The following is a 26,275-nucleotide window of genomic DNA, read 5'->3' as shown; positions in this document are numbered from 1 at the left end:
GTGGCACTGAATAGTTAATCTTTCAAGACAGGCCCTGTGCGAAGCGCCGTCGAACTGAGCATTGAACGCGGTCCGTGAATGAAGGTCCAGGCGGGTGCCTGCCTGCGCCACAGCACACCGGCATCGCTTTCATCGACCCGGGCAAAGTCAAACCGCTGCGCCATTTTCGATGACAGATAAGACAGGGTCGCACCGGGCCGATCAATCACCGCAATCGGAAAGGTCATGGCGATCTTCTGCCAATCCTGCCAATGGTGAAACGAGCGAAGATTATCCGCACCCATGATCCAGATGAAATGCACATGCGGGTTCAACCGCTTAACATGGTCCAGCGTGCGGGCGGTATAGCTCGTCCCCAGCTCCGCCTCAAAGGCGGTGATCTTCAGGCGGGGGTCCTGCGCCAAGCCTTCGCAAAGCGCCAGCCGCTCGGCCAAAGGTGCCAGCTGACTGTGGTTTTTCAGCGGGTTTCCGGGTGTCACCATCCACCACAGCTGATCGAGGCCCAACCGGCGAAGGGCAATCTCCGCCACCAGCACATGGCCCTGATGCGGCGGATTGAACGATCCGCCGAACAGGCCCACCACCATGCCGCGCTCGGTATGCGGCATGCGCAGATAGTGTGCCGCGACCCCGGAATGGCTCACGTCAGGGCCGGATCTGCCCGGTGCCATGCACCCGGTACTTGAACGAGGTCAACTGCTCGACGCCAACCGGCCCGCGCGCATGCATCTTGCCGGTGGCAATGCCGATTTCACCGCCCATGCCGAATTCGCCGCCATCAGCAAATTGGGTTGAGGCATTGTGCAACAGAATGGCTGAATCCACTTCGTTGAAAAACCGCTCAACCACAGCGGGATCTTCGGCAATCACCGCCTCGGTATGGTTGGAAGAATAGCGGGCGATATGGTCGATGGCCCCACCGATGCCATCGACCACGGCAACCGAGATGATCGCATCGAGATATTCGGTACGCCAATCTTCGTCCACAGCAGCCTTCAGGCCGGGAAAGACTTTTAGCACAGTCGCCGATGCACGAATTTCGCAACCGGCCTCGGTCAGGGCTTCGAGAAGCGGCATCAAATGGCTGCCGATGGCAGCGCTATCGACCAACAGGGTTTCCGCCGAGCCGCAAATGCCGGTCCGGCGCATCTTGGCGTTGACGACAATGCTTTTCGCCATGTCGAGATCGGCAGATCCGTCAACATAGACATGGCACAGCCCTTCCAGATGGGCAAAAACCGGCACCCGCGCATCCGCCTGGACCCGCGCCACCAGGCTCTTGCCACCACGCGGCACGATCACGTCAATCGTGCCATTCAGCCCGGTCAGCATCGCGCCAACCGCAGCACGATCCGTGACCGGCACCAGCTGGATGGCATGGTCCGGCAGCCCGGCGGCCACAAGCCCCGCCACCAGGCAGGCATGAATGGCGCGCGAGGAATTGACCGAATCCGAACCGCCGCGCAGGATCACGGCATTGCCGGATTTCAGGCAAAGTGCCCCTGCATCCGCCGTCACATTCGGACGGCTCTCATAGATCACCCCGATCACGCCAAGCGGCGTGCGGACCCGTTCGATCTTCAAACCGTTCGGGCGCTCCCAGGCCGCGATGACTTCACTGACCGGGTCTTTCAGCTCGGCCACCTCGCGCAGGCCCTTGGCCATCGCGGTGATCCGCTCGTCATTCAGCGTGAGCCGGTCGATGAAGGAGGCAGCCAGCCCTGCCGTTTGCGCAGCCTTGAGATCAATGGCATTAGCGGCGATGATCTGGCTTTTCCCGGTCAGGATCGCCTCACTCATCGCCATCAGCGCGGCATTTTTCTGGTCAGCCGAGGCAATGGCCAACGGTCGCGCAGCGGCCTTGGCCTTGGCGCCGATGTCCAGCATCAGCGCGTCGATACCATCCGCCTTGGCGACTGAGTCAAGCATGGGCCTCGTCCTTTTTCTTCGCATTCTTGCCGGCTTTCCTACCGGTCTGTTCCGTCATCACCAGATCGTCGCGATGGATCATCGCCGAGCGTCCGGCATAGCCGAGCAGCGCTTCGATCTCTGCCGATTTATGACCGGCAATCCTTCGCGCCTCATCGGCATCGTAACCCGCCAGGCCACGGGCAATTTCCCGCCCCTCAAGCCCAACAACCGAAATCGTGTCACCACGATGAAAGTGGCCGGAGACCTCGCGCACCCCTGCGGGCAACAGGCTCTTGCCAGCACGGAGGGCTGTTTCGGCACCCGCATCGACGCTCAGAATACCGGCGGGCTGCAATTGTCCGGCAATCCATGTCTTGCGGGCCGTCACCGGCATGGCAGACGGCGCAAACCAGGAATGGGCCGCACCCTCATCAATGCCGCGTAACGGATTGAGCAGCTTGCCCGACGTGATAATCATCGCGCAGCCCGCACTTGTGGCAATCTTGCCTGCGTCGATCTTGGTGCGCATGCCGCCACGCGACAATTCCGAGGCCGCTCCGCCCGCCATCGCCTCGATTTCAGGGGTGATTTCGGCAATCACAGGCAGAAGTTTCGCCTCAGGATCAAGATGCGGTGGCGCGGTATAGAGACCATCGATATCGGAGAGCAGGATCAGCAGATCGGCACCGGTCATCGTCGCCACCCGGGCGGCCAATCGATCATTATCGCCATAGCGGATTTCGGTGGTCGCCACGGTGTCGTTTTCGTTGATGATCGGCACCGCCCCCAGTTTCAGCAATTGACTGATGGTGGCGCGCGCATTGAGATAGCGGCGGCGCTCCTCCGTATCCCCCAGCGTCAGCAGGATCTGGCCTGCAACAATGGATGACCGCGACAGGCTTTCCGACCAATGCCGCGCCAGAGCAATTTGCCCGACGGCTGCCGCCGCCTGGCTTTCTTCCAGCTTCAAGGCCCCGGCTGGCAGGTTCAGCACCGTGCGGCCAAGCGCAATGGCGCCAGACGACACGACCAGCACCTCGACACCTTTGGCGCGCAGGGCGGCGATATCGTCGCAGACGGCATCGAGCCAGGCATGTTTCAGGCCGGCCCCCCGGTCCACCAGCAGGGCCGAGCCGATCTTGATGACGATCCGCTTATAGTGCGAGAGAGAGGCAAGCGGTGCGCTCATTCCTCGCCCTCCTCACTCTCCTCTGGTCCATCTTCGTGTTGGGGCCGATCTTCCAGCTTGTGGCGATGCTTCTTCGGCCGCTGCGAAATCGTCTCGTCGTCATAGCTGCGATTTTCAACAATCACGTCGCGCAACGCCCGCAGGACTTCGAGCATTCCCTTGCCGGTAATCGCCGAAATCATCATCGGCTTCTTGCCGCAGGCCTTTTGCAGGGCCTTGAGCTTCTTTTTCAGCTCATCCTCGTCCAGCACATCGATCTGCGACAGGGCGACGATCTCAGGCTTGTCTTCCAGGCCACCATCATAGGCTTCCAGCTCATGGGCAACCGTGGTGTAGGCCTTGGCGACATCCTCTTCCTGGGCGGACACCAGATGCAACAGCACCCGCGTGCGCTCGACATGGCCGAGGAAGCGGTCGCCAATGCCAACCCCTTCATGGGCGCCTTCAATCAGACCCGGAATATCGGCCAGGATGAACTCACGCTCATCCACGGTCGCCACACCCAGATTGGGATGCAGCGTGGTGAACGGATAATTGGCGATTTTCGGGCGCGCCCGCGTCACCGCCGCCAGGAAGGTGGATTTTCCGGCATTGGGCAAGCCGACCAGACCGGCATCGGCAATCAGTTTCAGCCGCAGCCAGATGGTTTTCTCCTCGCCTTCCAGACCAGGATTGGCCCAATCGGGCGCCTGATTGGTAGCGGATTTGAAATGCGCATTACCGAAGCCGCCATTGCCGCCCGCCGCCAGCCGGAAGCGCTGGCCCTCGGTGACCATATCAACGATCAGGGTTTCGGCGTCTTCTTCGAAGATCTGGGTGCCGACAGGCACTTTCAGCGTCACATGCTCGCCATTGGCACCGGTGCGGTTGCGCCCCATGCCATGGGTGCCGACCGTCGCCTTGAAATGCTGCTGGAACCGAAAATCGATCAGGGTGTTCAGACCATTGACGGCCTCCACCCAAACATCGCCACCGCGCCCGCCATCGCCACCATCCGGCCCGCCGAACTCGATGAACTTCTCGCGGCGGAACGAGACGGCACCTGCGCCGCCGTCACCTGATCGAATATAGACCTTTGCCTCGTCGAGAAATTTCATGTCGCTGCCATACTTCCTGTGTCAGGATACTCATATCATATATGCGGCCATCGTTATCGCCGCTTGACGCGGAGGTCAAAGAGTATCGTGCGTTTCGTCAGTTACAATATTCAATACGGGATCGGCCTGGACGGCAAATTCGACCCGATCAGGATCGCCAAAAACCTCGAGGGTGCCGATGTCATCGCCCTCCAGGAAGTCACCCGCGGTTATCCCGCCAATGGCGGTGCCGACCTGCCGGAGATTTTTGCCAACCATTTTCCCGAATACCATTGGGTTTATGGACCCGCCTGCGACCTGCACGCCTCCTCGGCGCTGATCAAGGGCCGCCGGGTCGATAAGCGCTTCCAATTCGGCAATATGGTGCTGTCGCGCTGGCCGATCCTGGCCAACCGGATGCTGCTGTTGCCGCGCACCCGCACGTTCGAAAAGCTCAACAATCAGCGCGCCGCCACCGAAGCGGTGATCGATGCGCCCGGCGGGGCGCTCCGGGCCTATTCCGTCCATCTCGACCATGTGGCACCGGACGAGCGCATCGCCCAGATTCGGTTCCTGAAGGACCGCGCCATCAACTTCATCCAGGAAGGCGGCGCGATGACTGGTGGACAGGAATTTGCCCTGCCGCAACCGCCGCTGCCGGAGGATTTTCTGCTCATGGGCGATTTCAACATGCAGCCGGAATCGCCGGAATACCGCGAGATGGTCGGAACCATCGATGCTTATTACGGTCGCACCGCCCGCGCCGACGCGCCTCTGGACGCATTGGCCCGGCTCGGCAAACTCAATGCTGGCAGTTACAGCTGGGAAGAGGTCGGCAAGCCGGATATGCGCATGCATCTCGATTATTGCTTCCTAAGCGGTTCACTGGCCCATCGCCTGAAAGCGGCAAGCGTCGATACCGATGCGGTCGGCTCAGACCATTTTCCGGTCTGGGTGGACTTGGATTGAAGGTGCGGCGGCCCTGTCCGGCCGCCGCACCCTGTTTTTAAAACGCTTTCGTTCTCTGAAACCCGTCCTGCGTCAGACGGGTTTCAATATGCGGTGCCATGGCATTGCGCGACAGGCTGTAAAGATCGGCGCAGCGCGTCAGGGTGAAGCCCAGCTTGTCCTGGATCTTCAAGGAGGCGGCATTATCGGCAAAGGCACCGGAATGCAGCACCGCCTCCGGCATGCGCCGGAAGAACCGTTCGACCGCAGCTTGGGCCGCCTCGCTCATCAACCCCTGCCCCCAATAGAAGCGATTGAGCCAATAACCGAGATGCCAAAGCCCATGGCGCAGCTCCAGGCCAACCATGCCGATATGAACGTCATCGTCCGAGGTGATGGCCAGGTGCCAATCCGGCATAACACCGGCGCTGATGCGATTTAGCCAGTCGCAAGCATCCTGCCGGTCGTAAGGCATCGGTACCCGGCTCAACATCCGCGTCACCTGCCAGTCGTTCAGCGAGGCGGCAATGGCGTCCGCATCGGAAAGCCGATGCGGACGCAGCACCAATCGTGGCGTTTCAATCACCGGGCAAGGCCCAAGCGAGGGGAACCGCGTTTGCAGCCGGGGCTTTTCAAGCGCAGCCATCACCGCATCTCCCCCCAGCTCTTCAGCGACATCCAGGTCTTACGATCCAGCCGGTACCATTCCACCGGCACCATGCCACGGGCAGCCAGATGGCCGACCATGCCGGACCCCTGGAACTGGAAGCCGCATTTCTGGATGACGCGGCGCGCCGCGACATTGGTGACGCGGCAACGAGCATCGATAAAGACGATATCACGGGTCCGGAAGGCCATATCGATCAGGGCATGGGCGGCTTCCGTCGCATAGCCGTTATTCCAATAGGGTTCGCCCAGCCAATAGCCGATTTCAAGCGTCTCCAGATCCGTATGCGGCTCGAGCGCGCAGCACCCGAGAAATTCGCCGTTTTCGCCTTTTGTGATCGCATAGACGCATTTACCGATCTCGCCGAGATTGGAACGTCGCACAAAATCGGCGGCATCGGCTGCCGTGTAAGGATGTGGCATGCGCGACACCATGGTCGCAACGGCGGCGTTATTGGCGAGATGGGTAAGGGCGTCAATGTCTTCTACATGCGGAGCGCGCATAACCAGCCGCTGCGATAAGAGGACGGGGCAACTTTGCCTTAACCGATCCGGCCTCAGCCGATCGTCGGGTGACCGTAATTGGTCCTCCCTCAGTAATAAGCGTTCCATGGTTCAGTCTCCTTTGGAGGTAAGAAAAAAGGGAAGAGAGGTGGCGCCTCATCTTCCCTTTTGTCTGACTGAACCTGTACGCTCAGCCGGGTCGATGAGACGCCGGCTGTTGGTAAGCGACCGGCTTTATTCTGCGGCTTCCGCCGTTTTCGGCATGACGGACACGAATACGCGGCCGTTGGACTTCGTACGGTAGGTGACATTGCCGGTGGTGAGTGCAAAGATCGTATGGTCCTTGCCCATGCCGACGTTTGCGCCCGGATGCCACTGCGTGCCGCGCTGACGAACGATAATATTGCCTGGAATGACGACTTCGCCGCCGAACTTCTTCACGCCAAGGCGCTTGGACTCGGAATCGCGACCGTTGCGCGACGAACCGCCAGCTTTTTTATGTGCCATTGGAGTTCTCCTTTAAAACCTGGTTTCCCGTTGACCGATTACGCAGCGACGATGTCGGTGATGCGAACGACTGTGTGGTGCTGGCGATGGCCGCGCGACCGCTTGGAATTCTGGCGACGGCGCTTCTTGAACGCGATGACCTTCTTGCCACGGTTATGCTCGACAACTTCAGCCTTCACGGTTGCACCAGCAACAAAAGGCGCACCAATCGTCGCGTCGGCACCAACGCCAACAACGAGAATTTCGGTGAATTCAACGATAGCACCAGCTTCGGCTTCCAGCTTTTCGATGGTCAGCACGTCGTTGGCGGCTACGCGGTACTGCTTACCGCCGGTCTTGATGACTGCGAACATATTTTATCCTTCCATGTTCGTTACCGGTTCTGACCGGCAAATGCCGGACGACCGTCTTTTTGTCAGTCGGAGAGCAGATCTTGAGATCTGCCGGTGGAAACCTCTCGGCAAAGCGAGAAGCGATTATAGACTTGAGAATCCACAAATAGGGATCACCCATATCTAAAGTCGCACGTCGCATACGTGAGAAGCCCCAACCTGTCAAGGCGAACACCCCATAAACACAAAGAGAATTCCTGACGATAGACCACCCGCGCATCACATCACCGTGGCCCATTGTCTTTTCTGCAACAGGCAGGCGGCAGACCCGCAGTGCGATCCATCCGGGAGATCCATACCACAGCAAAGAATTATGCCTTTTTCGCTCTTGCCAGCCCCCTCAATCGCCGCTATGAGACAGCCCGCGCTACACAAGCGCCGACCAGACCCGCGGAGAGGTGGCTGAGTGGTCGAAAGCACCGCACTCGAAATGCGGCATACGGGCAACCGTATCGTGGGTTCGAATCCCACCCTCTCCGCCATATTACCCCAGCGCTCCTGCCTCCAATTCTAAAAGCTCACTCTCATACCGAAAACGGCTGCGTTCCGGTGACGGCTCGTGGGCAAGTGGTTTTGTTTCGGCCAGCAGTCTGTCGGCCATTGCCGTGGCACCGTCGGTGATAGCCTGCTTGCCGATGAAGCCGCCGGGGAGTTGGATTGTGGCGGTCATGGCTCGGATCAGGTGATTGAGCAGGGTGGCGTCAGGCAATTCGGCTGCCTGCCAGAAGCTGGCGAGGCTTTGTTGGTGCGTGAGGCCGGGGACGTCGTAGATTGCCGGGGCAAGCGCCATGACCGGGATGGCCTGTTGCAGCGCCGTCAGGCCGACCGTGGAGTTTACCGTCACCAGGCCGCGGCTCGCCCTTATCAGGGCCGTCAGGTCACCGCCATCGATCACATCCACCTGATGGGCAATGCCGCAGCGCGCCGCCATGCGGGCGATGTCTGATGACCAGTCACGCAGGCCATTATCAATTGGATGCGTCTTGAACAGCAATCTGCTGCCGGATGGCGCACGGTCGGCAAAGGAACGGATCACGGCTTGCAGGATGCGAAACAGGTCGCCCATCGGCGCATGGCGGCGGATCTGATAGTCCCCCGGCAATTGCAGCGGAAAAAGATAGAAGTCGAACTCTCTGTCCGTCGCCAGATAGCGTTGTTGCAGGCGCAATGCTTGTGCCTTTCGCCTGCGCGCAGTCAGTCCCTTAATGATCCAGCCACTATATTCCACGACGGGATGGACCGGACCATGCGCCTTGTAATGCGGATGCAGCAGCCAGCCGAGCGCGACATTCGGGATATGATAGATCAGGTCATAAAGCGCATAAGTGAGAAAGCTGGAGGGATAGGGGCTGCGCGGCTGAGGGGCCTCGACGCCCTGCGCCAACGCAACGATTGCCTGCGGATCGACTGGAAACCGCGACTGGCTGGACATACCAAACGGCTCCACCGTCAACCAGTCGGGCCGCAGATAGCCATGTTCGAAAATATGGGCACGCAGGCCAAGCCTGGTGCATAGCGCAACGGCGGCGGCATGTTTGGGGCGGCCATCGCCCAGCATCAACACATCGGTAATGCCGTGGCGCAGAATGAGCAGTTCAAGAAAGCCGGGCCAGGCATCGTCCCGTCCACGAAAAAAATCAAAAGGCCATTTTCTCCAGAAAATGACATCACCTGAACAAAAATTGACCTTACGCACGGCTACGCCGCGCGTTTCCAATTCTCTTGCGAGCGCTGGGAGAAACGGCGAGGCCGGGCCTTGGAGAAACAGAAATGTGCGTCGCTTTGTCACTCGATATAAACGATTCTCTAACGAATCCCTGCCTTCTGTGGTGTTTAAGTCATACGACAAAATTATAACATGGCCTATAAGAGCCGTTGAATTGAAAAACCTTGCGTGGAAATTGAGACGAGGGGTCCCGTCCGCAATGACATCATCTGAGCCGACAAAGGCCGTATTGTTCCTTCAGGGGCCTCCCTCCATTCTCTGGACGGAATTTGCAAGAGCTTTTGAACAAGCGGGTGTAAAAACCCACCATGTGAATTTTACGCTGGGCGATTTTCTGTTCTGGCGCAAACGTGGCGCTAAAAATTATCGCGGTTCCTTTTCCAAATGGCCAGCCTATCTGCGGCGGTTGATTGCCGAAAAGGGCATTACCGATATCGTCTATTATGCAGACCGCCTGCCCTATCACGCCAAAGCGGCTGAAATCGGCGCTGAAATCGGGGTGCGCTGTCATGCGGTCGAATGGGGCTATCTGCGGCCGGACTGGCTGACCTTCGAGCGCGACGGCATGGGCCGCTTCTCGCATTTTCCCAACGATCCGAAGGCTATTCGCGCCATTGCCGCCAAGGTGGAAGAACCTGATATCGCGGTGAAATATCCGCATACGTTCGGCCAGGAAGCCTTCAACGAGGTGATCTATAACCTGCTGAATTTCTTCGGCAGGCCCTTCTATCCGCTCTATAACGCCGACAAATATTATTCCGCTCTGGTGGATTATCTGCCCTGGCTGCTCAAAGCGGGCGTCAAGCCTGCCCGCCTGCCGGAGGGATTTCTGGAGGACGGCCAGCCGCCTTTCTATCTCGTCGCCCTGCAATTGCAGAGCGATTACCAGATCCGTGCAAACTCCCCCTATCGGCATCTGCGCGACATGATGCGGCAGGTGATCGCCTCTTTCGTCAAAAATGCGCCAGCCGGTAGCAAGCTGCTGTTTAAGCAGCATCCGCTCGACAACGGTCTGGAGCGTTGGCACAAGGTGCTTCGCCATATCGCCCGTGAATTCAAGATCGAGGACCGCGTCGTCTTCATCGAGGAAGGCGACCTGCATGATATTCTGCAAAAGACGGCGGGCGTTGTCATCGTCAATTCCACCGTTGGCCTTCACAGCCTGCGCGCCCAAAAGCCAACCATCGTGCTGGGCTGCGCGGTGTTTGACGTGCCGGGGCTGACCCATCAGGGCCGGCTGGATGATTTCTGGAAGCGGCCGGAGCCGGTCGATCCCGAATTGATGCGCGATCTCGTCAAGGCCATGGCCGCGACCATTCAGATCAAGGGCGACTTCTTCAACAAGGCGGGCCGTCAGGCGGCCATTGGCGCCATGGTGCAGCGGGTTATCGAGGGAACGGTCAACATGCCCGACGCCTTCATCGATCCACCACCAAGGCTTACTTCGCCCAAGGGTATCCTGACTGTTTTAGGAAGACCCGTCGAACTCGATTGGGAAGAAGACGCGGCGGTGCCTGATATGACCTATGCGCGGTCCGGCCCAATCCGCTGAATTCGCCAGTCAGAACTTCATAAAAAAGGGCGCGGAGTGAAAAACTCCGCGCCCTTTTTTGACCAACAACAGCCGATCAGTGGCGGAAATGGCGCACGCCGGTAAAGACCATGGCGACATTGTGATCGTCAGCTGCGGCAATCACTTCGGGATCGCGCATCGATCCACCCGGCTGGATCACCGCCGTCGCGCCGGCGGCAATGGCGGCCAGGAGACCATCGGCAAAGGGATAGAAGGCCTCGGACGCGACAGCGGAGCCGCGCGTCAATGGTAGGGCAAGCCCGAGGGCCTTGGCAGCATCTTCGGCTTTCATCGCGGCGATCCGGGCGGAATCCACCCGGCTCATCTGGCCTGCGCCAATGCCGACAGCCTGGCCGTCCTTGGCATAGATGACAGCGTTGGATTTCACATGCTTGGCGATCTTGAAGGCCAGCTTCATGTCTTCCAACTCGGCTGCGGTTGGCGCGCGCTTGGTGACGACCTTCAGGTCCAGATCTTCCACCACCAGATTGTCGCGGCTCTGGACCAGCAGGCCACCCGATACCGTTTTGGCCGTCAGGCCTGGCGCGCGTGGGTCGGCCAGGCCGCCGGTGGTCAACAGGCGTAGATTGGCCTTGCGGGCAATAATGGCCTTTGCCTCGTCCGTGACGTCAGGGGCGATGATCACCTCGGTAAACAGCTTGACGATTTCTTCAGCGGTTTCCGCGTCCAGCGTCTGGTTCAGCGCGATAATCCCGCCGAAAGCCGAAACGCTGTCGCAGGCCAGCGCCCGGCGATAGGCATCGGCCAGCGTCTTGCCGACCGCGACACCGCATGGATTGGCGTGCTTGATGATGGCGCAGGCCGGACCGTTTTCGGGCAGGAATTCCGAAACCAGTTCGAAAGCGGCATCCGTATCATTGATATTGTTATAGGAAAGCTGCTTGCCCTGCAAAAGCGTGGCAGTTGCGACTCCGGGGCGCTGATCGCCATTGACGTAGAAGCCTGCTTTCTGGTGCGGGTTCTCGCCATAGCGCATTTCCTCGCGCAGGCTGCCACCGATCACCCGGTGGCGCGGCGTCTCGATGGCAAGCGCCTCGGCAAACCAGTTGGAAATCGTTGCGTCATAAGCGGCGGTCCGGGCATAGGCGCGGGCGGCGAATTGCTGACGGAGCGTATAAGGCGTATGACAATCGTCCGCTGTCAGGGCTTCCAGAAGCTGGGCGTAATCGGCAGGGTCCGTCACAACAGTGACATAGGCGTGGTTCTTGGCAGACGCACGGATCATCGCCGGACCGCCAATATCGATATTTTCGACCGTGGTCGGATAGTCGCCGCCCGCTGCCAGAACCGCCTCAAACGGATAAAGATTGATGACCGAGAGATCGATGGCCTCGATCTTATGGGCCTGCATGGCCTTCACATGATCTTCATCGTCTCGGATGGCAAGAAGGCCACCATGCACGGCAGGATGCAGGGTCTTGACCCGACCATCCATGATTTCCGGAAAGCCGGTCACTTCGGAGACGTCGGTGGCGGGCAGGCCTGCCTCAATCAGCGCCTTGTAGGTGCCGCCGGTTGACAGCAGCCTCACGCCCATATCGTTCAAGGCCCGGGCAAGATCGACAATGCCGCTCTTGTCGAACACCGACAGCAGGGCGGTGCGAACCTGCACTCTGTCCGGAACAGGGATTTTCTTCGAGACAACAGCCATGGCCTTCACTCCGAAAGAGCAATTCCTGGATGGACTTCAAAAGCATCCCAGAGGTGGAATTGCGTGAACAAAAATAGCCGATACAGCCCGCAGACCGGCGGCAAGCATGATGCCTGCCCGCCTAGCACAGCATATTGCCAGAGGAAACAGCCTTATCCCAGCTTTGAAAAAAACCACCAGATTTCCGGCATTTCCAGGAGAAGCTCGATCTGCTCGGAAGCCTGAATGCCGGAAAGGCCCGCGAAAAACACGTCCTCGGCAATCACAGGATAGCCGGTCGGTGAGGAAAACACCCAGGTCTCGCTACCGCCATTGGCCACCAGCCGGATATTATGGTCATCCTCCTGGGTGAGGCGCACCGAGGGGTGAATGTGAAAACGGATGATCGTCCCCCCCTTCGGCATATCGGCCAGCGGCTGTTCCTTGTCCGATAGCAGCCGGTCATGGCCCACCAGCTTGGTGCCCGCCGCATTAAGGCGCAGATCCCGTTCGTGAAGAATGCCGAAACCCTTGAGATAACCGTCATGACGGGCCGTCAGATGGTCACTGCCATCGTCACCGGCCCGGCGCATTACCTCCACCGAAGAGACGCCGCCGACAATGATCGGCCCCAAAAACCGCGAGGTCGAAATCCGACAAGAGGATTGATCGGCGATGACAAGGGTCGAATGGGCCGCCGTTGCTCGCGCCATCTGCCGGTATCGCTCGCCTGCAAAACGCGGCGTGCCGGAATTGACCACCAACCGATGGCGTCCGCAAGACAGTTCGAAAGACAGGCAACCTGCATGGGCGCTACGGCTGATATCGCCTTGCGCAGGCACGCCGGTATCGACCAGAACGACGGCACCGCCTGCCGCCAGCCGTTGGTAATGGCTGTGCGGCAAGGCCCGGAACGGCTGGCCGCCGCTTTCGTCATAGCGCAGCACCGACATCAGATCATTGGCAAGCGTTGCCGTGGCGCCATTGAACAGTGCCAGATCGCCATTGCTGTGACGGAAAAACCTTATGGCGGGAAACATCCGGTCAATGGTGGAAATCAGCTTGATCGGCACGTCATGACCGAGATTGACATAGGTCTGCCGTAGCGGCAGCAAATCGAACAGGATGTCGAGCGCTGCCTGCGGATTGCGGGAGATATGCCCGCCATCGGCCAGCACCTGCCGCTCCAGTTCCAGGTCGAGGAAATGGGCCGCCTTGCGGATCTGCCGCGCCGAGGCCGACATGGCAATCGAGGCCATGGCCAGGGCAATACGCAGTTTCAGCCGGTCCACTCCGTCAGGGGCGAGGTCGGCGATCAGTCCGGCATGGGCAACCTGACGGCTGAGGCTTTTCAGGAAACGCCGGTAAAACCCGCTCTCGCAATCCTGAAGCACAACCGGCGAATGGGACAGCCAGGCAATGATCCGCTGGCCCAATATGCCAGCCTCCCAGCCGATCCCGACCCGCTTGCCGTTCAGCTTGATCCAGCTATCGACAATGGCGCGGGCATGGGCCGATGCTTCCGGCGTCTTGTTGGCGCGGATATGCCTGAGCCAGGAAAAGGAATGAAGCTTGGCGGCAAACACCTGCGACGGCAGTTCCAGGGTGAAGGGTGATGCGCGTCCGCATTCCAGCAAGCGTCCTGCAAGCGGAAAGCGCCCTTCGAAAATCTCTGTCGCCACATGGGAATCCACGACCCGCAGATCGGTCGGCGCAACAAGCAGGCGCACCTGCCGACGATGCAACCGCGAAAAAGCAGCGCGCACAGGCAACCAGCCGCGCCGCTTCCATCGCCGCCAGCCTTCGCGGACGTAGAGCACCGGCAAACTCTGGCCCTGTCTCTGTGGCATTCGACATTCCGTTGCGCGCAAAATCCCGCTTTGGCCTTGCGCGATAAAACTATGAGGCTGATAAACCGAAATCGAAGGATGTCAGTTTATCAGCTGCCAATTGTGTAAAGATTTATTTAAACCCGACGTAAACGGCAGGCATAAAAGCCATCCAGCCCGCCCGCATGGCTATCGCCGCCCGGTAACATAGCAGGCCCCGGTAACATAGCAGGTGTGGTGCGAAATTCGCCAAGCGGGGTGATCGCGTCTTCCAGCCCCGGCCAGTCGGCGACCTGCATCGCAACCCGCTCCAGTTCCGGATGATCGGCCAGAACCCGGGCCACGACATCCTCACCTTCCTGCGGATCAAGCGAGCAATTGGAAAACACGATAGAGCCGCCGGGCGCCAGCAGTGTCACGGCGTGGCGCAGCAACCGTTCCTGCACACCCGCCAGCTTGACGATATCCTGCGGCCCCTTGGTATAAAACACATCGGGGTGCCGGCGCGTCGTGCCGGTGGAAGAACAGGGGGCATCCAGCAACACGGCGTCAAAGCCCGGATGATCCTCGCCCAGATTGAACTCCATCAGGTCCTGATGAACCAGTTCCGCTGAAAACCCCAGCCGTTGCAGGTTGCCATCCAGCCGCTTCAGCCGGTTGGCCGATTGCTCGACCGCCGTCACCACCGCGCCTGCTGCTGCCAATTGCGCCGTCTTGCCGCCAGGTGCGGCACAGAGATCCACGGCCCGCTTGCCTTCGATAGCTCCGAACATCCGCACGGGAAGAGCCGCCGCCGCGTCCTGCACCCACCAGGCACCCTCTTCGAAGCCCGGAAGGGCCGAAACCGCACCGGCAAAGCTTGCCAGCCGGATGCTGCCGGTCGGTAACACCACCCCATTCAGTTTTTCGGCCCAAATGGCCGGATCGGCTTTGACGGTCAGGTCGATGGCAGCCGGGGTCAATTGGGCCTGCGCGATCCGCCGCGCTTCCTCCTCCCCATAGACGACGATCAGCCGTTCAAAGAACCAGTCAGGCATGCAGATGACGTCTTCGACATCCGCCAAGAGTGCCTGTTTTTCACGGCCCAGCCTGCGCAAAACGGCATTGACCAGCTTGGCGAACCGGCGGCTGCGCGGATCGCGATTGGCCTGTTCGACGGCAAGATCGACAGCGGAATGATCGGGGACATCAAGGTAGACCATTTGCGCGGCGGCAACGATCAGCGAATGATAAAGCGCACGCGCCCCCTCCGGCAAAGGCGCATCCAGCAACCGGGCCAGCATGGCCTCGATGCGGGGCAGAAAGCGCAGGGAGGTATTGAGAATGGCGCGCACCAGGCCACGATCGGCCTCCGACAGGGCGGCATAGGCTGGATTGCCATGATCGCCATCCATCATGCCGTCCAGCGAGGTCTTGCGGTCGATCACCGCCGCCAGAAGGCGGCTCGCGGCCATGCGCGCTTCCAGCCCCGGCTTGTCGTCATGCACCGGTCGGCGCGGTCTATCGGATTTGTGCCTGGATTGGCCATCCTGTTTGCCAGGGATCCCAAGGCTTGGCTCCCGATGGTTGGAAGAGGATTTATCGGTTGGAGGTTTGCCGCGTCTTTCGTTCAATTCCATGGTCCCTTCGGGGCGTCATTATCCTTGCCGCGCCGCCCGATTTTGGGAACGGAGCGCGTGCTTGCGCCTCCCTTAACACCCCAGGGGTCATCCGTCGATGTTTCCGCACTGCTGCCCCAGGGGCCTGAAGCCGCCGCCCTGTTTTGTTGCGGGCGATAGACATTTTCCTGACGCGCGCCCATTTCCTGCGCCAAGGCTTGCAGCGCCACGATCCGGTTGCTGGTATCGGGGTGGGTGGAAAACAGGCTGTCCATCTTTTGGCCCGACAAGGGATTGATGATGAACATATGGGCGGTGGCGGGGTTGCGCTCGGCCTGATAATTGGGCTGATGCGCCCCGGCGATCTTGGCCAGTGCGGAGGCCAGCCACAGCGGATTGCCGCAGATTTCCGCACCACGCCGGTCGGCGGCATATTCGCGGGTTCGGCTGATGGCCATCTGCACCAGCATGGCGGCAAAGGGCGCGACAATCATCGCCACGAGCGGACCAATAATGCCACCACCATTGCCGTTTTCGTCGCGGCGACCGCCGAAGAAAAAGGCAAAATTGCCCAGCATCGAAATCGCCCCGGCCAGCGTCGCGGTGATCGTCATGGTCAGCGTGTCGCGGTGCTCGACATGGGCAAGTTCATGGGCCATGACGCCCGCCACTTCTTCCGGCGTCAAGGCCTGCAACAGGCCAGTCGAGGCGGCAACGGCAGCATTTTGCGGATTGCGACCGGTGGCAAAGGCATTGGGCTGCGGATTGTCGAAAATATAGACTTTGGGCATCGGCAGCCCGGCATTTTGTGTGAGACCACGAACGATCTCATAAAATTCCGGCGCATTGCGCGGATCGACCTCCTGGGCGTGATAGGCCGACAGTACCATCCGGTCGGAATTCCAGTAGGAAAACAGGTTCATCGCCCCAGCGATGACCAGCGCGATCATCATCCCGCCCTTGCCGCCGATCAGGAAGCCGACGCCCATGAACAGGGCGGTCATGAAAGCCAGAAGCATGGCGGTGCGCATGATATTCATCGGGTCCTCCAAAAGGGTCCGGCAGCGGAGAGGGTTTTCCAGCCCGCTGCGATGTCCTACATATGTAAAGACAATCGATCATTTTCAATTGCTACAGGATGGATGCCGAATGGACGAGCACCAGAACGACCGACAAGATTCCGGCACCGCAAACAGTGGCGGCACCGAAGCCGCACCGAAAACGCTGTCGCCTGCCGCAGCCCGCGCGCTGGCCGAAGCCGAGGAGCGTCGTAAGGCCGAGCAGGCCCAAAAACCGGCGCCGGAAGTGGGTGGACGCGGCGGCGCGGACCCGGCCCGGTTTGGTGATTGGGAAATCAACGGCCGCGCTATCGATTTCTAGATTTCTCGGCAGGATAGAGGGTTTTCTCCAGATACAACGCAGCATCCGCCGTTCACGTCTCTGTAAAACCGTTATTCTATGAAACATTTTGTCGTGTTCTACGTTTAGGCAGCGCAACTCAGAAAATGCTCAGAGTCAGAGGTAGACTATGAAGAAAATTGTCCTTGCTACGGCGTTTGCATTGACGGCCACTATTGCCAATATCGTCCCGGCTCAGGCCCAGTCGCCTGGGATGCCTCCACCGGACGATGATCGTCGTGGTCCTCCACACCATATGCAGCGCCCGCCACCGCCGCCGCCGCATTGTAAAGTCCGCAAAATCGTTCGCTGGCACCATGGCGAAAAAATTGTCAAAAGGGTTCGCGTCTGCCGTTAACGGTTAAAGATAACGGCTGAATGTAGCTGCTGAAATCCAAGGGGATTGAGCGCAGAATTTACATAGGCTCCACACTGCCATGGGCCATGCGTGATGACACGCATGGCCCATTATTTTGAGGCCTGCGCGTGGATATCACACGCAGGCCTCATTCTTATTGAAACACCTGTCCTTTCCGCCCAAGCGCAAATCGGTTAGTTTGGTTTGTCGCTTGTGATATTCTAAAAGCGTCCGGGAAAAGAGAGCCCTTCCCGCACCCGATAAAAACAGCGGCAGGGCAAACATGCAGAGGCACGATCAGCAGAGCGATGACATCCCACTCCTTCGCATCCGGGCCTCTGGCCGCTAGAGCAATGTGGTGCGGGACAATCGCAATCATTTGGGTCAGCGCTCTTTCCTCTGCCACAGCCCAGCAATTGCCAGCACCCGCCCCCGAGAATCCGGCCTCGACACCGCCTGCCATTAGCCAGCAGGGTGCCGGGAAACCGGACATCAACGTGGCACCGGCTGCAAATGGCGATACGCCCGCGCCGGGCAATCCTGCTACTCCCGTCCCCGACGATCCCGCCGGGGCCTTGCGGGCCAAGCGCGAGGATGTTTCCCGTCAGTTGCAGGATCTGTCACAATCCATGCAGCTTTCCTCGGAAAAATCCGAGGAGTTGCGCAAGAGCATTGATGCGCTTGACAAGAGCAGCACCAGCCTGCGCCAGGCGCTGATCGATTCAGCCGCACGACGCAAGGATCTGGAGCAAAAGATCGCCGATGGCGAAAAGAAGCTGGCGGACTACGGTGTCCGCCAGGACGTCATCCATAAATCCTTCCGGGCGCGGCGCGCCGTGCTGGCCGAGGTGCTGGGTGCACTGGAGCGCATGGGCCGCAATCCGCCGCCAGCCCTGCTGGTTACGCCGGAAGATGCGCTAGGAGCAGTGCGCACCGCCATTCTGCTGGGCGCTGTCGTGCCTGGCATGCGCAAGGAAACCGAGAAGCTCGCCAATGACTTGCAGGAACTGACCAACCTGCGCAAGGCCAGCATCGATGAGCGCGAAAAAATGGTTGCCAGCCTGAAGAGCCGCCAGGAAGAAGAAGCCCGCATGGATATGCTTCTGGCTGAAAACGCCCGGCTGAGCCAGCAGAATAACGCCCAATTGCAAGAAGAACTGGCGCGCTCGCAGGAGCTTGCACAGAAATCCTCGTCACTCCAGGGCCTGATCGGCAGCCTGGAAAACGAAATTGCCTCTGTGCGTCAGGCCACCGACCAGGCAAAGCTGGAAGAGGAAAAGCGCCGTCAGATGACCGATGCGCAACGGGATAAGGCACGCCTTGAGGCCCAGACTACGCCGCCCGATAAAAACCGCATTGCCCCGGCATTTTCCTTTGAAGAGCTGAAAGCGAAGCTGGAACTTCCGGCTGTGGGCGATGTATTGCGGCAATTCGGCGATCCCGACGGCACCGGTCACGAGGCCAAGGGGATCGTTCTTGCCACCGCGCCGGCAGCCGTGGTGATTGCCCCCGCCGACGGCACGGTGGTGTATGCGGGACAGTTCCGCAGTTACGGGAAAATGGCCATCCTCAACACAGGCAACGGATATCACATAGTTTTGTCCGGCATGGACCGTGTCAACGTGCATGCCGGACAATTCGTGCTGTCCGGCGAGCCGATTGGTGCTATGGGTGAAAAGAGAGTCGTCAGCGCAGCTGCTTTCGCGCTGGAAACAGATCGCCCAACCCTTTACATAGAATTCAGAAAAGACGGTAACTCGGTTGATTCCCGACCATGGTGGGCGAAGGACGCCGGAAAGGTTCGCAATGATACGTAGGGCTTCTATAATGCTGGTTGGCGCGCTGATGGGCGCGACGGCGATGAGCGTTGTTTATTCGGCTGGCGTTCCTGCCGAGGCGGCAGGCAATTCCACTTACAAGGAACTGGCGATTTTTGGAGACGTGTTCGAGCGTGTCCGCGCTCAGTATGTCACGCCTCCTGACGAGAAAAAGCTGGTCGAAGCCGCCATCAATGGCATGTTGAGCTCTCTCGATCCCCATTCCAGCTACATGAACGCCCAGGAAGCGGCGGACATGCAGACCCAGACCAAGGGTGAATTCGGCGGCATCGGCATCGAAGTGACGATGGAAAACGACCTGGTCAAGGTCATCGCACCTATCGATGACACACCCGGCGCCAAGGCCGGCATTCTGGCTGGCGACATGATCTCCGAGATCAACGGCACCCCCGTGCGCGGCATGCAGCTCAATGACGCCGTTGAAAAGATGCGCGGCGCGGTCAATACGCCGATCAAGCTGACCATTTTGCGCAAGGGTGCCGACAAGCCGATCGAACTCAGCGTCATGCGCGAAATCATCCCGATCCGCGCCGTCAAGTCTCGCGTCGATGGCGATGTCGGCTATGTCAGGGTGATCTCCTTCACCGAAAAGACCTATGACGATCTGGAAGCCGCGATCAACAAGATCAAGAAGGAAGTGCCAGCCGATAAGCTGAAGGGCTTTGTTCTCGACCTGCGCCTCAATCCGGGCGGTCTGCTCGATCAGGCGATTTACGTCTCCGACGCCTTCCTGCAGAAGGGCGAAATCGTCTCCACCCGCTCGCGCGATCCGGAAGATACCCGCCGCTTCAATGCCACCGCTGGCGATCTGACCGATGGCAAGCCGTTGATCGTGCTGGTCAATGGTGGTTCGGCCTCGGCATCTGAAATCGTCGCTGGCGCGCTTCAGGACCTGAAGCGGGCAACAGTGGTCGGCACCCGCAGCTTCGGCAAGGGTTCCGTGCAGACCATCATCCCGATGGGCGACAAGGGCGCGCTGCGCCTGACGACGGCGCTCTATTACACGCCATCAGGCAAGTCGATCCAGGGGACTGGCATCCATCCTGATATCAAGGTGGAAGAGCCGCTGCCCGCCGATCTGCAGGGCAAGCTGCGCACCGAGGGCGAATCCTCGCTGCCGGGCCATATCCAGGGCCAGAGCGAGACGGAAGAAGGCTCCGGCTCGGTTGCCTATGTGCCGCCGGATCCGAAGGATGACGTGCAGCTTAACTACGCACTCGACCTGCTGCGCGGCGCCAAGACAGACCCGTCCTTCCCGCCGGACCCAAGCAAGGCCGTGCTGGAAAGCGCCAAGAAGAAGTAAGGATCGGTTGACGGTCCTCGAAATGCCGGCCTCATGGCCGGCATTTTTCGTTTACAGCGCCCTTCCCGTTGCACGCAGGCAAAGCTTGAACCGCATGAGAGGGAAAGGCATGGTCATCGAAATGGCGAAGTGATTCGCGGCATGGAGAGGGCAGTCCAATCCAATGTGTCGAAGGACATGACATTGAGCGCTGATCTGCACGCAGCTTTGGGCCAGAATCGCAAGAAGCGCCGCACGGGCGGCCCGAAAATCTCTCCCTTCAAGGCACTGACAGCAGCCAGCTCGGTCGCTCTTCTCGGCCTGTCCGTTTACACAACACTCACGCCGCTTCCGCTGCGCAATCCGCTACCGCTCACCACCACCCCACCGGTGGCGGCAGCCGTCCCTGCCGAGGAGCCAGCCGCGAAAGCCCCCGGCCCGTCCCGCAGCATGGAAGCCCGCGCCCCGACCTCTGGCGCTACAGTCGAGCGCTCGACCCTTCCGGACGGTTCGGTTGTCACCAAATATTCACCCGCCAGCCGGGACGGCTCCGGCCCGGCCCTGGTCGCCACTCCGCATGTGGGACAGGACGCCCGCGTGGCAACAATGCCCAATCCGGACCTTCTGGAGGACAGCCCAGAAGGGAAAATCCCGGTGACGGGACGCGATGGACTGCGACCCGTCGAGCAATATGCACGGCCCTGGTCCGGCGCGCATGGAACACGGGTGGCCATCGTCGTCAGCGGCCTCGGCCTCAGCCAAACCGGCACGCAAAGAGCGATCAAGCACCTGCCGGAACAAGTGACACTAGCCTTTGCCGCCAGCGGCAACAGCCTGTCGCGCTGGATGCAGGAAGCGCGGCGCGGCGGCCATGAGATCCTGTTGCAGGTGCCGTTGGAGCCGGTTGGTTATCCGGCAAACGATCCGGGCCGAGGCACGTTGCAGGTTGGGCGCGCTGCCTCCGACAATCTGCGTGACCTGCATAAGGCCATGGCCAGCATGACCAATTATACCGGATTGATGAATTACATGGGCGGGCGCTTCTTGTCCGATAGCGGCGCGATGGACCCTGTCATGCGTGATATTGCGGCTCGTGGCCTGCTGTTTCTCGATGACGGCTCCTCGGCAAGATCCCTGACAGCGACGTTCGCCAAGGCGATGAACATGCCGTTTTCCGTCGCCGATCTGCAATTGGACGACCAGATACAGGAACAGGCCATCCTGAAACGGCTGGACGAGCTGGAGCGGATTGCCCGGCGCAATGGCTCTGCCATCGGTGTTGCCTCGGCGTTTGATGAAAGCGTCAATGCCATTGCCAAATGGGCAGAAGGCGCCAAGGCACGCGGCATCGAAATCGTCGGCGTTTCCGCCCTTGCCATGGAAGCGCAACAGTGATTTTTACAGTCACACAATACCCCCAATGAGGACACCATGACCCAGACCACCGTCAAAGCCGAGGATCTGCCCTATCGCCCTTGCGTCGGCATCATGGTGCTGAATGCGCAGGGCCTGGTCTGGGCCGGTCGCCGCATTCCACTGCTCAATTCCGAATATGATGGCTCACCGCAGCTTTGGCAGATGCCGCAGGGCGGGATCGATCCGGGTGAAGACCCGAAAGAGGCGGCCTATCGCGAGCTTTACGAAGAAACCGGCATGAAAACCGTGACCCTGCTGGCCGAAGCGCCGAACTGGATCAATTACGACCTGCCGCCAGCCCTGATCGGCATCGGTCTTCGCGGCAAATTTCGCGGCCAGACACAACGTTGGTTTGCCTTTCGCTTCGACGGCGACGAAAGCGAAATCCAGATCAATCCGCCGCCGACCAGCCAGCATGCCGAATTCGATGAATGGCAATGGAAGCCAATGGCAGAACTGCCAGACCTGATTGTGCCGTTCAAACGCGGCGTCTACGAACAGGTGGTCGCCGCCTTCCGGCATCTTTCCCCTGCCAATGCCTGACAGTCTGTTCAAGAATTGCTGTTGACGTGGCGAAAATGGTGATTTCGAGAACCGGAGCGGAGCGTACTTAACGTAAGTGAGCACTGGAAGCGCAGAAATTGCCTTTTGCAGCCCGTCAGCGGCGATTGTTGGATAGACTGTGACGGTTATCAATAGGCAGCCCGCAGCAGTGGCATTTCCATAAAGCCGCGATTGCCGTTATCGGCCCGGCTATTCGTCAGGTTATCGGCAACCGGCATGCGGATGGTCGGCACCAGCATTTCGACCTCGTCGCAATAGCGCTCGGCATTGGCGATAGCCTTATCCAGATTGCTGACCCGCTCCGGGTCGAGGCGGTGCAGGCTGGTGCGATATTCAAACATATCGCGATAGGCGGCGCGCTCGATGATCGGCGTCGCCAGAACCCGCACCGACCGTTCAGCCAGAAGCAGTTTGACGGCGCGAAGCGCGCGGGTAGTGACCAGCGAATTGACCCGTGACAGAACCACGGAATGGGGAATTCGAATATTGCCCTTGCTGTAGAGATATTGCAGCAGTTCGATCACCTGCGCGCCGCCCTGGGCATCCATGGCACTGCCCTGGATGGGGATCAGCACATGATCGGAAAGACCAAGCGCCGTCGCCAGCAAGGGTGATTGCGCCCCGGGCAGATCGACGATTACATAATCGGAGCTACCACGATAAGCCTCGATGGTGCGTGCCAAGGCATTGACGGAGATATAGGTAGCGACACGCATGGTGCCGGCATGACCGTCCGCGCCCTCAAACCAGCGGGAAATCCAGCGCTGCGGATCGGTATCGATCACCGAGACCCTATAACCCCGGAGCACCAGTTCCGTCGCAAGCAACAGAACCGCCGTGGTCTTTCCGGCACCGCCCTTGGTATTGGCGAAGGTAATGATGGGCATGAGAAACCTCGGTCAGCCATAACGGAGCCAGGCATCGCTCCCCAAGGCCCAAACATATCGGGCAACCCATTCGCATCGGGCAGATCCATTGTGACGCGACATGGTTAATCAGGCGTTATTTATTCGACAAAATGCGACAATTCCCCTTGGCTTTCCAGGTTCGTTCACAACCATAAGCCCGACACCCCTCAATCACCCGTCTCCTTCCAAAAAACGTAAACCACTACCTTGCATAAACAGATAGCTTGTTATATTCAAAATACAAAGCTGAGGTGCCCATGACTGACTCGATCCAGGTTCAATTGCGGAAAGGTGCCCTCGACCTCTGCGTCCTGGCTGTGCTGTCTCACGGCGAAAGCTATGGCTACGAAATCGCCAGTACCTTGGTCAGCGCCGTCGGCATGGGAGAAGGCACGATCTATCCGCTGATGCGTCGAATGCAGAATGACGGATTGGTGGCCACCCGCATCGTTGAGTCCAGCAATGGGCCACCGCGCAAATATTATCGGCTCACGGAACAGGGCCGAACAATTTTCGAAGCTCATCGCCGCGACTGGCGTTCCTTTGCAAGCGCCGTCGATACACTTCTTGAGGATTTGCCATGACCAAGGATGCCTTCTTACGCATGCTGAGACTGGGGCTGGCCGGGTTGCCTGCTCAAGAAGTGGACGACATCGTCGCCGATTATCAGGCTCATTTTGCCGAATCAGCCGCCTCCGGTCGTAGTGAACAGGAGGTTGCGGCGGCCTTGGGCAATCCGGCCAGAATTGCCAGAGAACTCAGGGCCGAAATGGGGCTGCGCCGTTTCGAATCCCATTGGAGCCTGTCGAACATGCTGGCGGCCATGATGGCGCTGGCGGGGCTCGCCATCGTTGACATCCTGTTTTTACTGCCCCTGCTCACCGCTGCGTTCTTTACCGTGTTCGGCCTTGGGATTGCGGTCACGGCCATCGGAGCGGCGGGCGTGAAGATCATCATTACCACGATGCTGTTTCAGCTTGATGGACCAACAACAGAAACACTTTCGCAACTGCTGATCGGCGCGGGCCTTGTGAGCGGGTTCCTGGGCGGTGGCGCGTTGTTGTTGATGGGGCTTGGCACCGGTATCCGCATACTCGGCCACTATGCGCGGCTGCATTTTCGCCTGGCTCAATTAAGCCCGGATCACGCTTGAGCTTTCCCTGACACTTCATTGAAGGAACCGGACAATGACGAGGAAATTGGCATTCGTTGCAACGACGGGACTGATTGGTGCAGTCGTTTTTCTAACATTGGGTATCGGGATTTCAGGCGAACACTGGGGTGGAGCCCGGCAATTGTGGGCGACAACCTCCTCCACCTGCGGATCGGGCCAATCCACCAGCCAGCAGGTCACGCTGCCCTTTACCGCCAGCGACAGTCTCGCCATCGATTTGCCGGCGTCGGTCCGCTATCAGCCAGGTGATAAGGCGGAAGTCATCGTCAGTGGCGATCCTACCCTTGTCGGGCATGTGCGAATGGATGGCCACCGGCTGAGCCTGGATTGCCATCTGGGCTGGTCGCAATCAAAACTCGATATCAGCGTATCGGGACCCGCGATAACAGACTGGAAACTGCTTGGAAGCGGCGACCTATCGCTATCGCACATCAACCAGCCTCAATTGCGACTGGATATCAAAGGGAGCGGCAGCGTTTCGGCGACAGGAACTGCCGAGACGGTCGATGTAGACATTTCAGGTTCGGGTACCGCCCAGCTCAAGAGGCTGACGGCTCAGTCCGCACGGATCGTGATCCGTGGCAGCGGGAACGCAGACATGACCGCGCTGAAAGATGCGGATGTGTCGATTTCCGGGAGCGGCAATGTTGATCTCTCCGGTCACCCGACATTGCGGCGTTCAGAAATCAATGGCAGTGGTCGCATCGTGCAGGCTCCTTAACCTGGTTGAGCCCTTTAAACTCGACTGCATTGTTTTACGTCCGCCCCCCACAAATTCACTGTTTCCCTTCCGCCAACAATACCCTATATGGTTGCACCAGGATTGGTCGGAACGGGGCCAATCCCGGAGCCTAGAAAACTCCTCGTGCAACGGCCTGTGTCGGCCGTTAAATGACACCCCTCAGCCATAGGTTTGTGGCTGAGGCGGTGGGCCTGTGTCTATAAGGTCCACTTCCCACCATTCTTTATGGTCGGGGAGGCCTCGATGTATGTCCAGAGCTTCGGCTTAAAGGTCGGGGCGGTCGTTTGTACGCGATTTTTCTAGCTCCCCGGCCACCAGAGGCTCACGCCTCCGGTGGTCGATCGGTTTCCAGGTGCGGGAGGATGGACAATGACCGATTATAATCTCTGGGCTGATCTTTTCGATACATGGCAATCCTCATCCAATTGGATCAAGGCTTTGCTGATTATCACCCCGCCTGCTTTCGGATTGGGCGTGTTGGGGCTGTTGCTGCGCCACCGGGCGCGGTTGCAAACAGAGCCGCCCTTGTCAGGCCATTATCAGTGGATGAAGGAGCAGCCGACTGGAGACAGCATCGCCGCTGAAACAGTCGATATGCTCCTGCTGAATTCGCTGATGGATTTGCAAGCCCGGCTGGAGGAGGCAAAGCAAGCACTCCAGCACCCGGATCTGAAGCATTTCCAGGACAAGTGTGAAGCGATTTTGCGTTCGGAAATGCCTGAAATCAAAGAGAGGGAGAATTTGGGCGGCTCAATGAAAAGCGGACACGCTCTCCTGCCCTCGTTGCCTCCAGCAGCCAGAGACAATGAAGAGATCCGCAGCCAAATTCACCAGATCATTGTCGAAAAATACCGCAACAACCGCCCCCCGGAAGAAGCGCTGCATAGTGCGCGACAGGTCTTCCTGGATCAGGACACCGAGCGGAACGCCCCGGCACCGTAAGCGATTGTATCGTGCAGAAAATCGGACTCCAGAGTACACGACAGAAACGGTTCTCGGCTTTGCCGCCCCCTCTTGCCTCTGCC

25 protein-coding genes and 1 tRNA gene are annotated in these 26,275 nt (G+C 59.4%); 12 read left to right on the top strand and 14 right to left on the bottom strand.

The annotated features are described in order from the left end of the window. Nucleotides 1-14: 14 nt before the first annotated feature. The 4 genes from H1Y61_RS02315 to obgE are packed head-to-tail and all read right to left on the bottom strand — an operon-like array spanning nt 15 to nt 4,197. A complete protein-coding gene (locus H1Y61_RS02315) occupies nt 15-671 on the bottom strand; it encodes a nicotinate-nucleotide adenylyltransferase (protein ID WP_015917510.1) in 657 nt (218 codons plus the stop codon). After that, nucleotides 646-1,929: a glutamate-5-semialdehyde dehydrogenase gene (locus H1Y61_RS02310; RefSeq protein ID WP_180573602.1), complete on the bottom strand. Its 1,284-nt coding sequence runs from the start codon at nt 1,927-1,929 to the stop codon at nt 646-648. Before H1Y61_RS02310 ends, H1Y61_RS02315 begins: the two co-directional genes overlap by 26 nt. Continuing rightward, a complete protein-coding gene (gene proB, locus H1Y61_RS02305; protein ID WP_180573601.1) occupies nt 1,922-3,100 on the bottom strand; it encodes a glutamate 5-kinase in 1,179 nt (392 codons plus the stop codon). Before proB ends, H1Y61_RS02310 begins: the two co-directional genes overlap by 8 nt. After that, nucleotides 3,097-4,197 carry a GTPase ObgE gene (obgE, locus tag H1Y61_RS02300; RefSeq protein WP_156548087.1) on the bottom strand — a complete coding sequence of 367 codons (1,101 nt, stop codon included), beginning with the start codon at nt 4,195-4,197 and terminating at the stop codon, nt 3,097-3,099. The genes proB and obgE overlap by 4 nt, the downstream gene beginning before the upstream one ends. A gap of 87 nt (nt 4,198-4,284) precedes the next feature. Between obgE and H1Y61_RS02295 the strand changes: the two genes are divergently transcribed. After that, on the top strand, nt 4,285-5,145 hold the full coding sequence (locus tag H1Y61_RS02295) for an endonuclease/exonuclease/phosphatase family protein (protein ID WP_180573600.1): 861 nt from the start codon (nt 4,285-4,287) through the stop codon (nt 5,143-5,145). A gap of 37 nt (nt 5,146-5,182) precedes the next feature. Here H1Y61_RS02295 and H1Y61_RS02290 read toward each other — a convergent pair whose 3' ends face one another. The 4 genes from H1Y61_RS02290 to rplU all read right to left on the bottom strand — a co-directional run bounded on the left by H1Y61_RS02290 (nt 5,183) and on the right by rplU (nt 7,154). Then, complete coding sequence (locus H1Y61_RS02290) at nt 5,183-5,770, bottom strand: GNAT family N-acetyltransferase (protein ID WP_180573599.1); 588 nt, start codon at nt 5,768-5,770, stop codon at nt 5,183-5,185. After that, nucleotides 5,770-6,402, bottom strand: a complete 633-nt coding sequence (locus H1Y61_RS02285; RefSeq protein WP_180573598.1) for a GNAT family N-acetyltransferase — start codon at nt 6,400-6,402, stop codon at nt 5,770-5,772. The genes H1Y61_RS02290 and H1Y61_RS02285 overlap by 1 nt, the downstream gene beginning before the upstream one ends. Nucleotides 6,403-6,528: 126 nt before the next feature. Then, nucleotides 6,529-6,801 carry a 50S ribosomal protein L27 gene (gene rpmA / locus H1Y61_RS02280; RefSeq protein WP_015917517.1) on the bottom strand — a complete coding sequence of 91 codons (273 nt, stop codon included), beginning with the start codon at nt 6,799-6,801 and terminating at the stop codon, nt 6,529-6,531. 38 nt (nt 6,802-6,839) lie between these two features. Then, nucleotides 6,840-7,154 (bottom strand): 50S ribosomal protein L21, encoded by a 315-nt coding sequence (gene rplU / locus H1Y61_RS02275; RefSeq protein ID WP_015917518.1) that lies wholly within the window; start codon nt 7,152-7,154, stop codon nt 6,840-6,842. Nucleotides 7,155-7,585: 431 nt separating this feature from the next. On the opposite strand from rplU, the gene H1Y61_RS02270 reads away from it, so the two are divergent. Further along, nucleotides 7,586-7,675 (top strand) — tRNA-Ser (locus H1Y61_RS02270). A gap of 2 nt (nt 7,676-7,677) precedes the next feature. Here the strand turns inward: H1Y61_RS02270 and H1Y61_RS02265 are convergent. Then, on the bottom strand, nt 7,678-8,982 hold the full coding sequence (locus H1Y61_RS02265) for a capsular biosynthesis protein (protein ID WP_180573597.1): 1,305 nt from the start codon (nt 8,980-8,982) through the stop codon (nt 7,678-7,680). Nucleotides 8,983-9,118: 136 nt separating this feature from the next. Here H1Y61_RS02265 and H1Y61_RS02260 point away from each other — a divergent pair, with 136 nt between their 5' ends. Then, nucleotides 9,119-10,471 (top strand): capsule biosynthesis protein, encoded by a 1,353-nt coding sequence (locus tag H1Y61_RS02260; protein WP_180573596.1) that lies wholly within the window; start codon nt 9,119-9,121, stop codon nt 10,469-10,471. Between the two features lie 76 nt (nt 10,472-10,547). Here H1Y61_RS02260 and purH read toward each other — a convergent pair whose 3' ends face one another. The 4 genes from purH to htpX form a co-directional block, all read right to left on the bottom strand. Beyond that, the gene (gene purH, locus H1Y61_RS02255) at nt 10,548-12,164 is read right to left on the bottom strand and encodes a bifunctional phosphoribosylaminoimidazolecarboxamide formyltransferase/IMP cyclohydrolase (protein ID WP_180573595.1); all 1,617 of its coding nucleotides are present in this window, start codon (nt 12,162-12,164) and stop codon (nt 10,548-10,550) included. Nucleotides 12,165-12,316: 152 nt separating this feature from the next. Beyond that, complete coding sequence (locus H1Y61_RS02250; protein ID WP_235680813.1) at nt 12,317-13,993, bottom strand: heparinase II/III family protein; 1,677 nt, start codon at nt 13,991-13,993, stop codon at nt 12,317-12,319. 116 nt (nt 13,994-14,109) lie between these two features. Beyond that, on the bottom strand, nt 14,110-15,591 hold the full coding sequence (locus H1Y61_RS02245) for an RsmB/NOP family class I SAM-dependent RNA methyltransferase (RefSeq protein ID WP_180573594.1): 1,482 nt from the start codon (nt 15,589-15,591) through the stop codon (nt 14,110-14,112). Continuing rightward, entirely contained in the window at nt 15,582-16,559 is a 978-nt protein-coding gene (htpX, locus tag H1Y61_RS02240; protein WP_409363963.1) for a zinc metalloprotease HtpX, read from the bottom strand. The genes H1Y61_RS02245 and htpX overlap by 10 nt, the downstream gene beginning before the upstream one ends. Before the next feature lie 160 nt (nt 16,560-16,719). Here htpX and H1Y61_RS02235 point away from each other — a divergent pair, with 160 nt between their 5' ends. The 5 genes from H1Y61_RS02235 (at nt 16,720) to H1Y61_RS02215 (ending at nt 22,405) form a co-directional block, all read left to right on the top strand. After that, nucleotides 16,720-16,950 (top strand): DUF1674 domain-containing protein, encoded by a 231-nt coding sequence (locus H1Y61_RS02235; RefSeq protein WP_180573592.1) that lies wholly within the window; start codon nt 16,720-16,722, stop codon nt 16,948-16,950. A 684-nt stretch (nt 16,951-17,634) separates the two neighbouring features. After that, nucleotides 17,635-19,143 (top strand): peptidoglycan DD-metalloendopeptidase family protein, encoded by a 1,509-nt coding sequence (locus H1Y61_RS02230; RefSeq protein WP_180573591.1) that lies wholly within the window; start codon nt 17,635-17,637, stop codon nt 19,141-19,143. Beyond that, nucleotides 19,133-20,467, top strand: coding sequence for a S41 family peptidase (locus tag H1Y61_RS02225; RefSeq protein ID WP_174112065.1), 1,335 nt, complete (start codon nt 19,133-19,135; stop codon nt 20,465-20,467). The genes H1Y61_RS02230 and H1Y61_RS02225 overlap by 11 nt, the downstream gene beginning before the upstream one ends. A gap of 183 nt (nt 20,468-20,650) precedes the next feature. Next, complete coding sequence (locus tag H1Y61_RS02220; protein WP_409363956.1) at nt 20,651-21,841, top strand: divergent polysaccharide deacetylase family protein; 1,191 nt, start codon at nt 20,651-20,653, stop codon at nt 21,839-21,841. A 36-nt stretch (nt 21,842-21,877) separates the two neighbouring features. Next, nucleotides 21,878-22,405 carry an RNA pyrophosphohydrolase gene (locus H1Y61_RS02215; protein ID WP_015917530.1) on the top strand — a complete coding sequence of 176 codons (528 nt, stop codon included), beginning with the start codon at nt 21,878-21,880 and terminating at the stop codon, nt 22,403-22,405. A 149-nt stretch (nt 22,406-22,554) separates the two neighbouring features. On the opposite strand, the gene H1Y61_RS02210 is transcribed toward H1Y61_RS02215, so the two are convergent. After that, nucleotides 22,555-23,313 carry a ParA family protein gene (locus H1Y61_RS02210; RefSeq protein WP_180573590.1) on the bottom strand — a complete coding sequence of 253 codons (759 nt, stop codon included), beginning with the start codon at nt 23,311-23,313 and terminating at the stop codon, nt 22,555-22,557. Between the two features lie 278 nt (nt 23,314-23,591). On the opposite strand from H1Y61_RS02210, the gene H1Y61_RS02205 reads away from it, so the two are divergent. The 4 genes from H1Y61_RS02205 (at nt 23,592) to H1Y61_RS02190 (ending at nt 26,192) form a co-directional block, all read left to right on the top strand. Continuing rightward, nucleotides 23,592-23,918: a PadR family transcriptional regulator gene (locus H1Y61_RS02205; protein WP_041697252.1), complete on the top strand. Its 327-nt coding sequence runs from the start codon at nt 23,592-23,594 to the stop codon at nt 23,916-23,918. After that, a complete protein-coding gene (locus H1Y61_RS02200) occupies nt 23,915-24,487 on the top strand; it encodes a DUF1700 domain-containing protein (RefSeq protein ID WP_156637559.1) in 573 nt (190 codons plus the stop codon). Before H1Y61_RS02205 ends, H1Y61_RS02200 begins: the two co-directional genes overlap by 4 nt. Nucleotides 24,488-24,521: 34 nt before the next feature. Beyond that, nucleotides 24,522-25,229 carry a GIN domain-containing protein gene (locus tag H1Y61_RS02195; protein WP_180573589.1) on the top strand — a complete coding sequence of 236 codons (708 nt, stop codon included), beginning with the start codon at nt 24,522-24,524 and terminating at the stop codon, nt 25,227-25,229. Between the two features lie 390 nt (nt 25,230-25,619). Beyond that, the gene (locus H1Y61_RS02190) at nt 25,620-26,192 is read left to right on the top strand and encodes a hypothetical protein (protein WP_180573588.1); all 573 of its coding nucleotides are present in this window, start codon (nt 25,620-25,622) and stop codon (nt 26,190-26,192) included. The last annotated feature ends 83 nt before the right edge of the window (nt 26,193-26,275 follow it).

The organism is Agrobacterium vitis, assembly GCF_013426735.1.
In the GTDB taxonomy this organism is placed as follows: Bacteria; Pseudomonadota; Alphaproteobacteria; order Rhizobiales; family Rhizobiaceae; genus Allorhizobium; species Allorhizobium vitis_D.
This window is presented reverse-complemented; position numbering and strand designations above follow the sequence as displayed.

Coding starts and splice junctions, on each gene's coding strand:
- H1Y61_RS02315 (WP_015917510.1), bottom strand. CDS start 671: ATGGCACCGGGCAGATCCGGCCCTGACGTGAGCCATTCCGGGGTCGCG.
- H1Y61_RS02310 (WP_180573602.1), bottom strand. CDS start 1,929: ATGCTTGACTCAGTCGCCAAGGCGGATGGTATCGACGCGCTGATGCTG.
- proB (WP_180573601.1), bottom strand. CDS start 3,100: ATGAGCGCACCGCTTGCCTCTCTCTCGCACTATAAGCGGATCGTCATC.
- obgE (WP_156548087.1), bottom strand. CDS start 4,197: ATGAAATTTCTCGACGAGGCAAAGGTCTATATTCGATCAGGTGACGGC.
- H1Y61_RS02290 (WP_180573599.1), bottom strand. CDS start 5,770: ATGGCTGCGCTTGAAAAGCCCCGGCTGCAAACGCGGTTCCCCTCGCTT.
- H1Y61_RS02285 (WP_180573598.1), bottom strand. CDS start 6,402: ATGGAACGCTTATTACTGAGGGAGGACCAATTACGGTCACCCGACGAT.
- rpmA (WP_015917517.1), bottom strand. CDS start 6,801: ATGGCACATAAAAAAGCTGGCGGTTCGTCGCGCAACGGTCGCGATTCC.
- rplU (WP_015917518.1), bottom strand. CDS start 7,154: ATGTTCGCAGTCATCAAGACCGGCGGTAAGCAGTACCGCGTAGCCGCC.
- H1Y61_RS02260 (WP_180573596.1), top strand. CDS start 9,119: ATGACATCATCTGAGCCGACAAAGGCCGTATTGTTCCTTCAGGGGCCT.
- purH (WP_180573595.1), bottom strand. CDS start 12,164: ATGGCTGTTGTCTCGAAGAAAATCCCTGTTCCGGACAGAGTGCAGGTT.
- H1Y61_RS02250 (WP_235680813.1), bottom strand. CDS start 13,993: ATGCCACAGAGACAGGGCCAGAGTTTGCCGGTGCTCTACGTCCGCGAA.
- H1Y61_RS02245 (WP_180573594.1), bottom strand. CDS start 15,591: ATGGAATTGAACGAAAGACGCGGCAAACCTCCAACCGATAAATCCTCT.
- htpX (WP_409363963.1), bottom strand. CDS start 16,559: ATGGGCGTCGGCTTCCTGATCGGCGGCAAGGGCGGGATGATGATCGCG.
- H1Y61_RS02235 (WP_180573592.1), top strand. CDS start 16,720: ATGGACGAGCACCAGAACGACCGACAAGATTCCGGCACCGCAAACAGT.
- H1Y61_RS02230 (WP_180573591.1), top strand. CDS start 17,635: ATGACATCCCACTCCTTCGCATCCGGGCCTCTGGCCGCTAGAGCAATG.
- H1Y61_RS02225 (WP_174112065.1), top strand. CDS start 19,133: ATGATACGTAGGGCTTCTATAATGCTGGTTGGCGCGCTGATGGGCGCG.
- H1Y61_RS02215 (WP_015917530.1), top strand. CDS start 21,878: ATGACCCAGACCACCGTCAAAGCCGAGGATCTGCCCTATCGCCCTTGC.
- H1Y61_RS02210 (WP_180573590.1), bottom strand. CDS start 23,313: ATGCCCATCATTACCTTCGCCAATACCAAGGGCGGTGCCGGAAAGACC.
- H1Y61_RS02205 (WP_041697252.1), top strand. CDS start 23,592: ATGACTGACTCGATCCAGGTTCAATTGCGGAAAGGTGCCCTCGACCTC.
- H1Y61_RS02200 (WP_156637559.1), top strand. CDS start 23,915: ATGACCAAGGATGCCTTCTTACGCATGCTGAGACTGGGGCTGGCCGGG.
- H1Y61_RS02195 (WP_180573589.1), top strand. CDS start 24,522: ATGACGAGGAAATTGGCATTCGTTGCAACGACGGGACTGATTGGTGCA.
- H1Y61_RS02190 (WP_180573588.1), top strand. CDS start 25,620: ATGACCGATTATAATCTCTGGGCTGATCTTTTCGATACATGGCAATCC.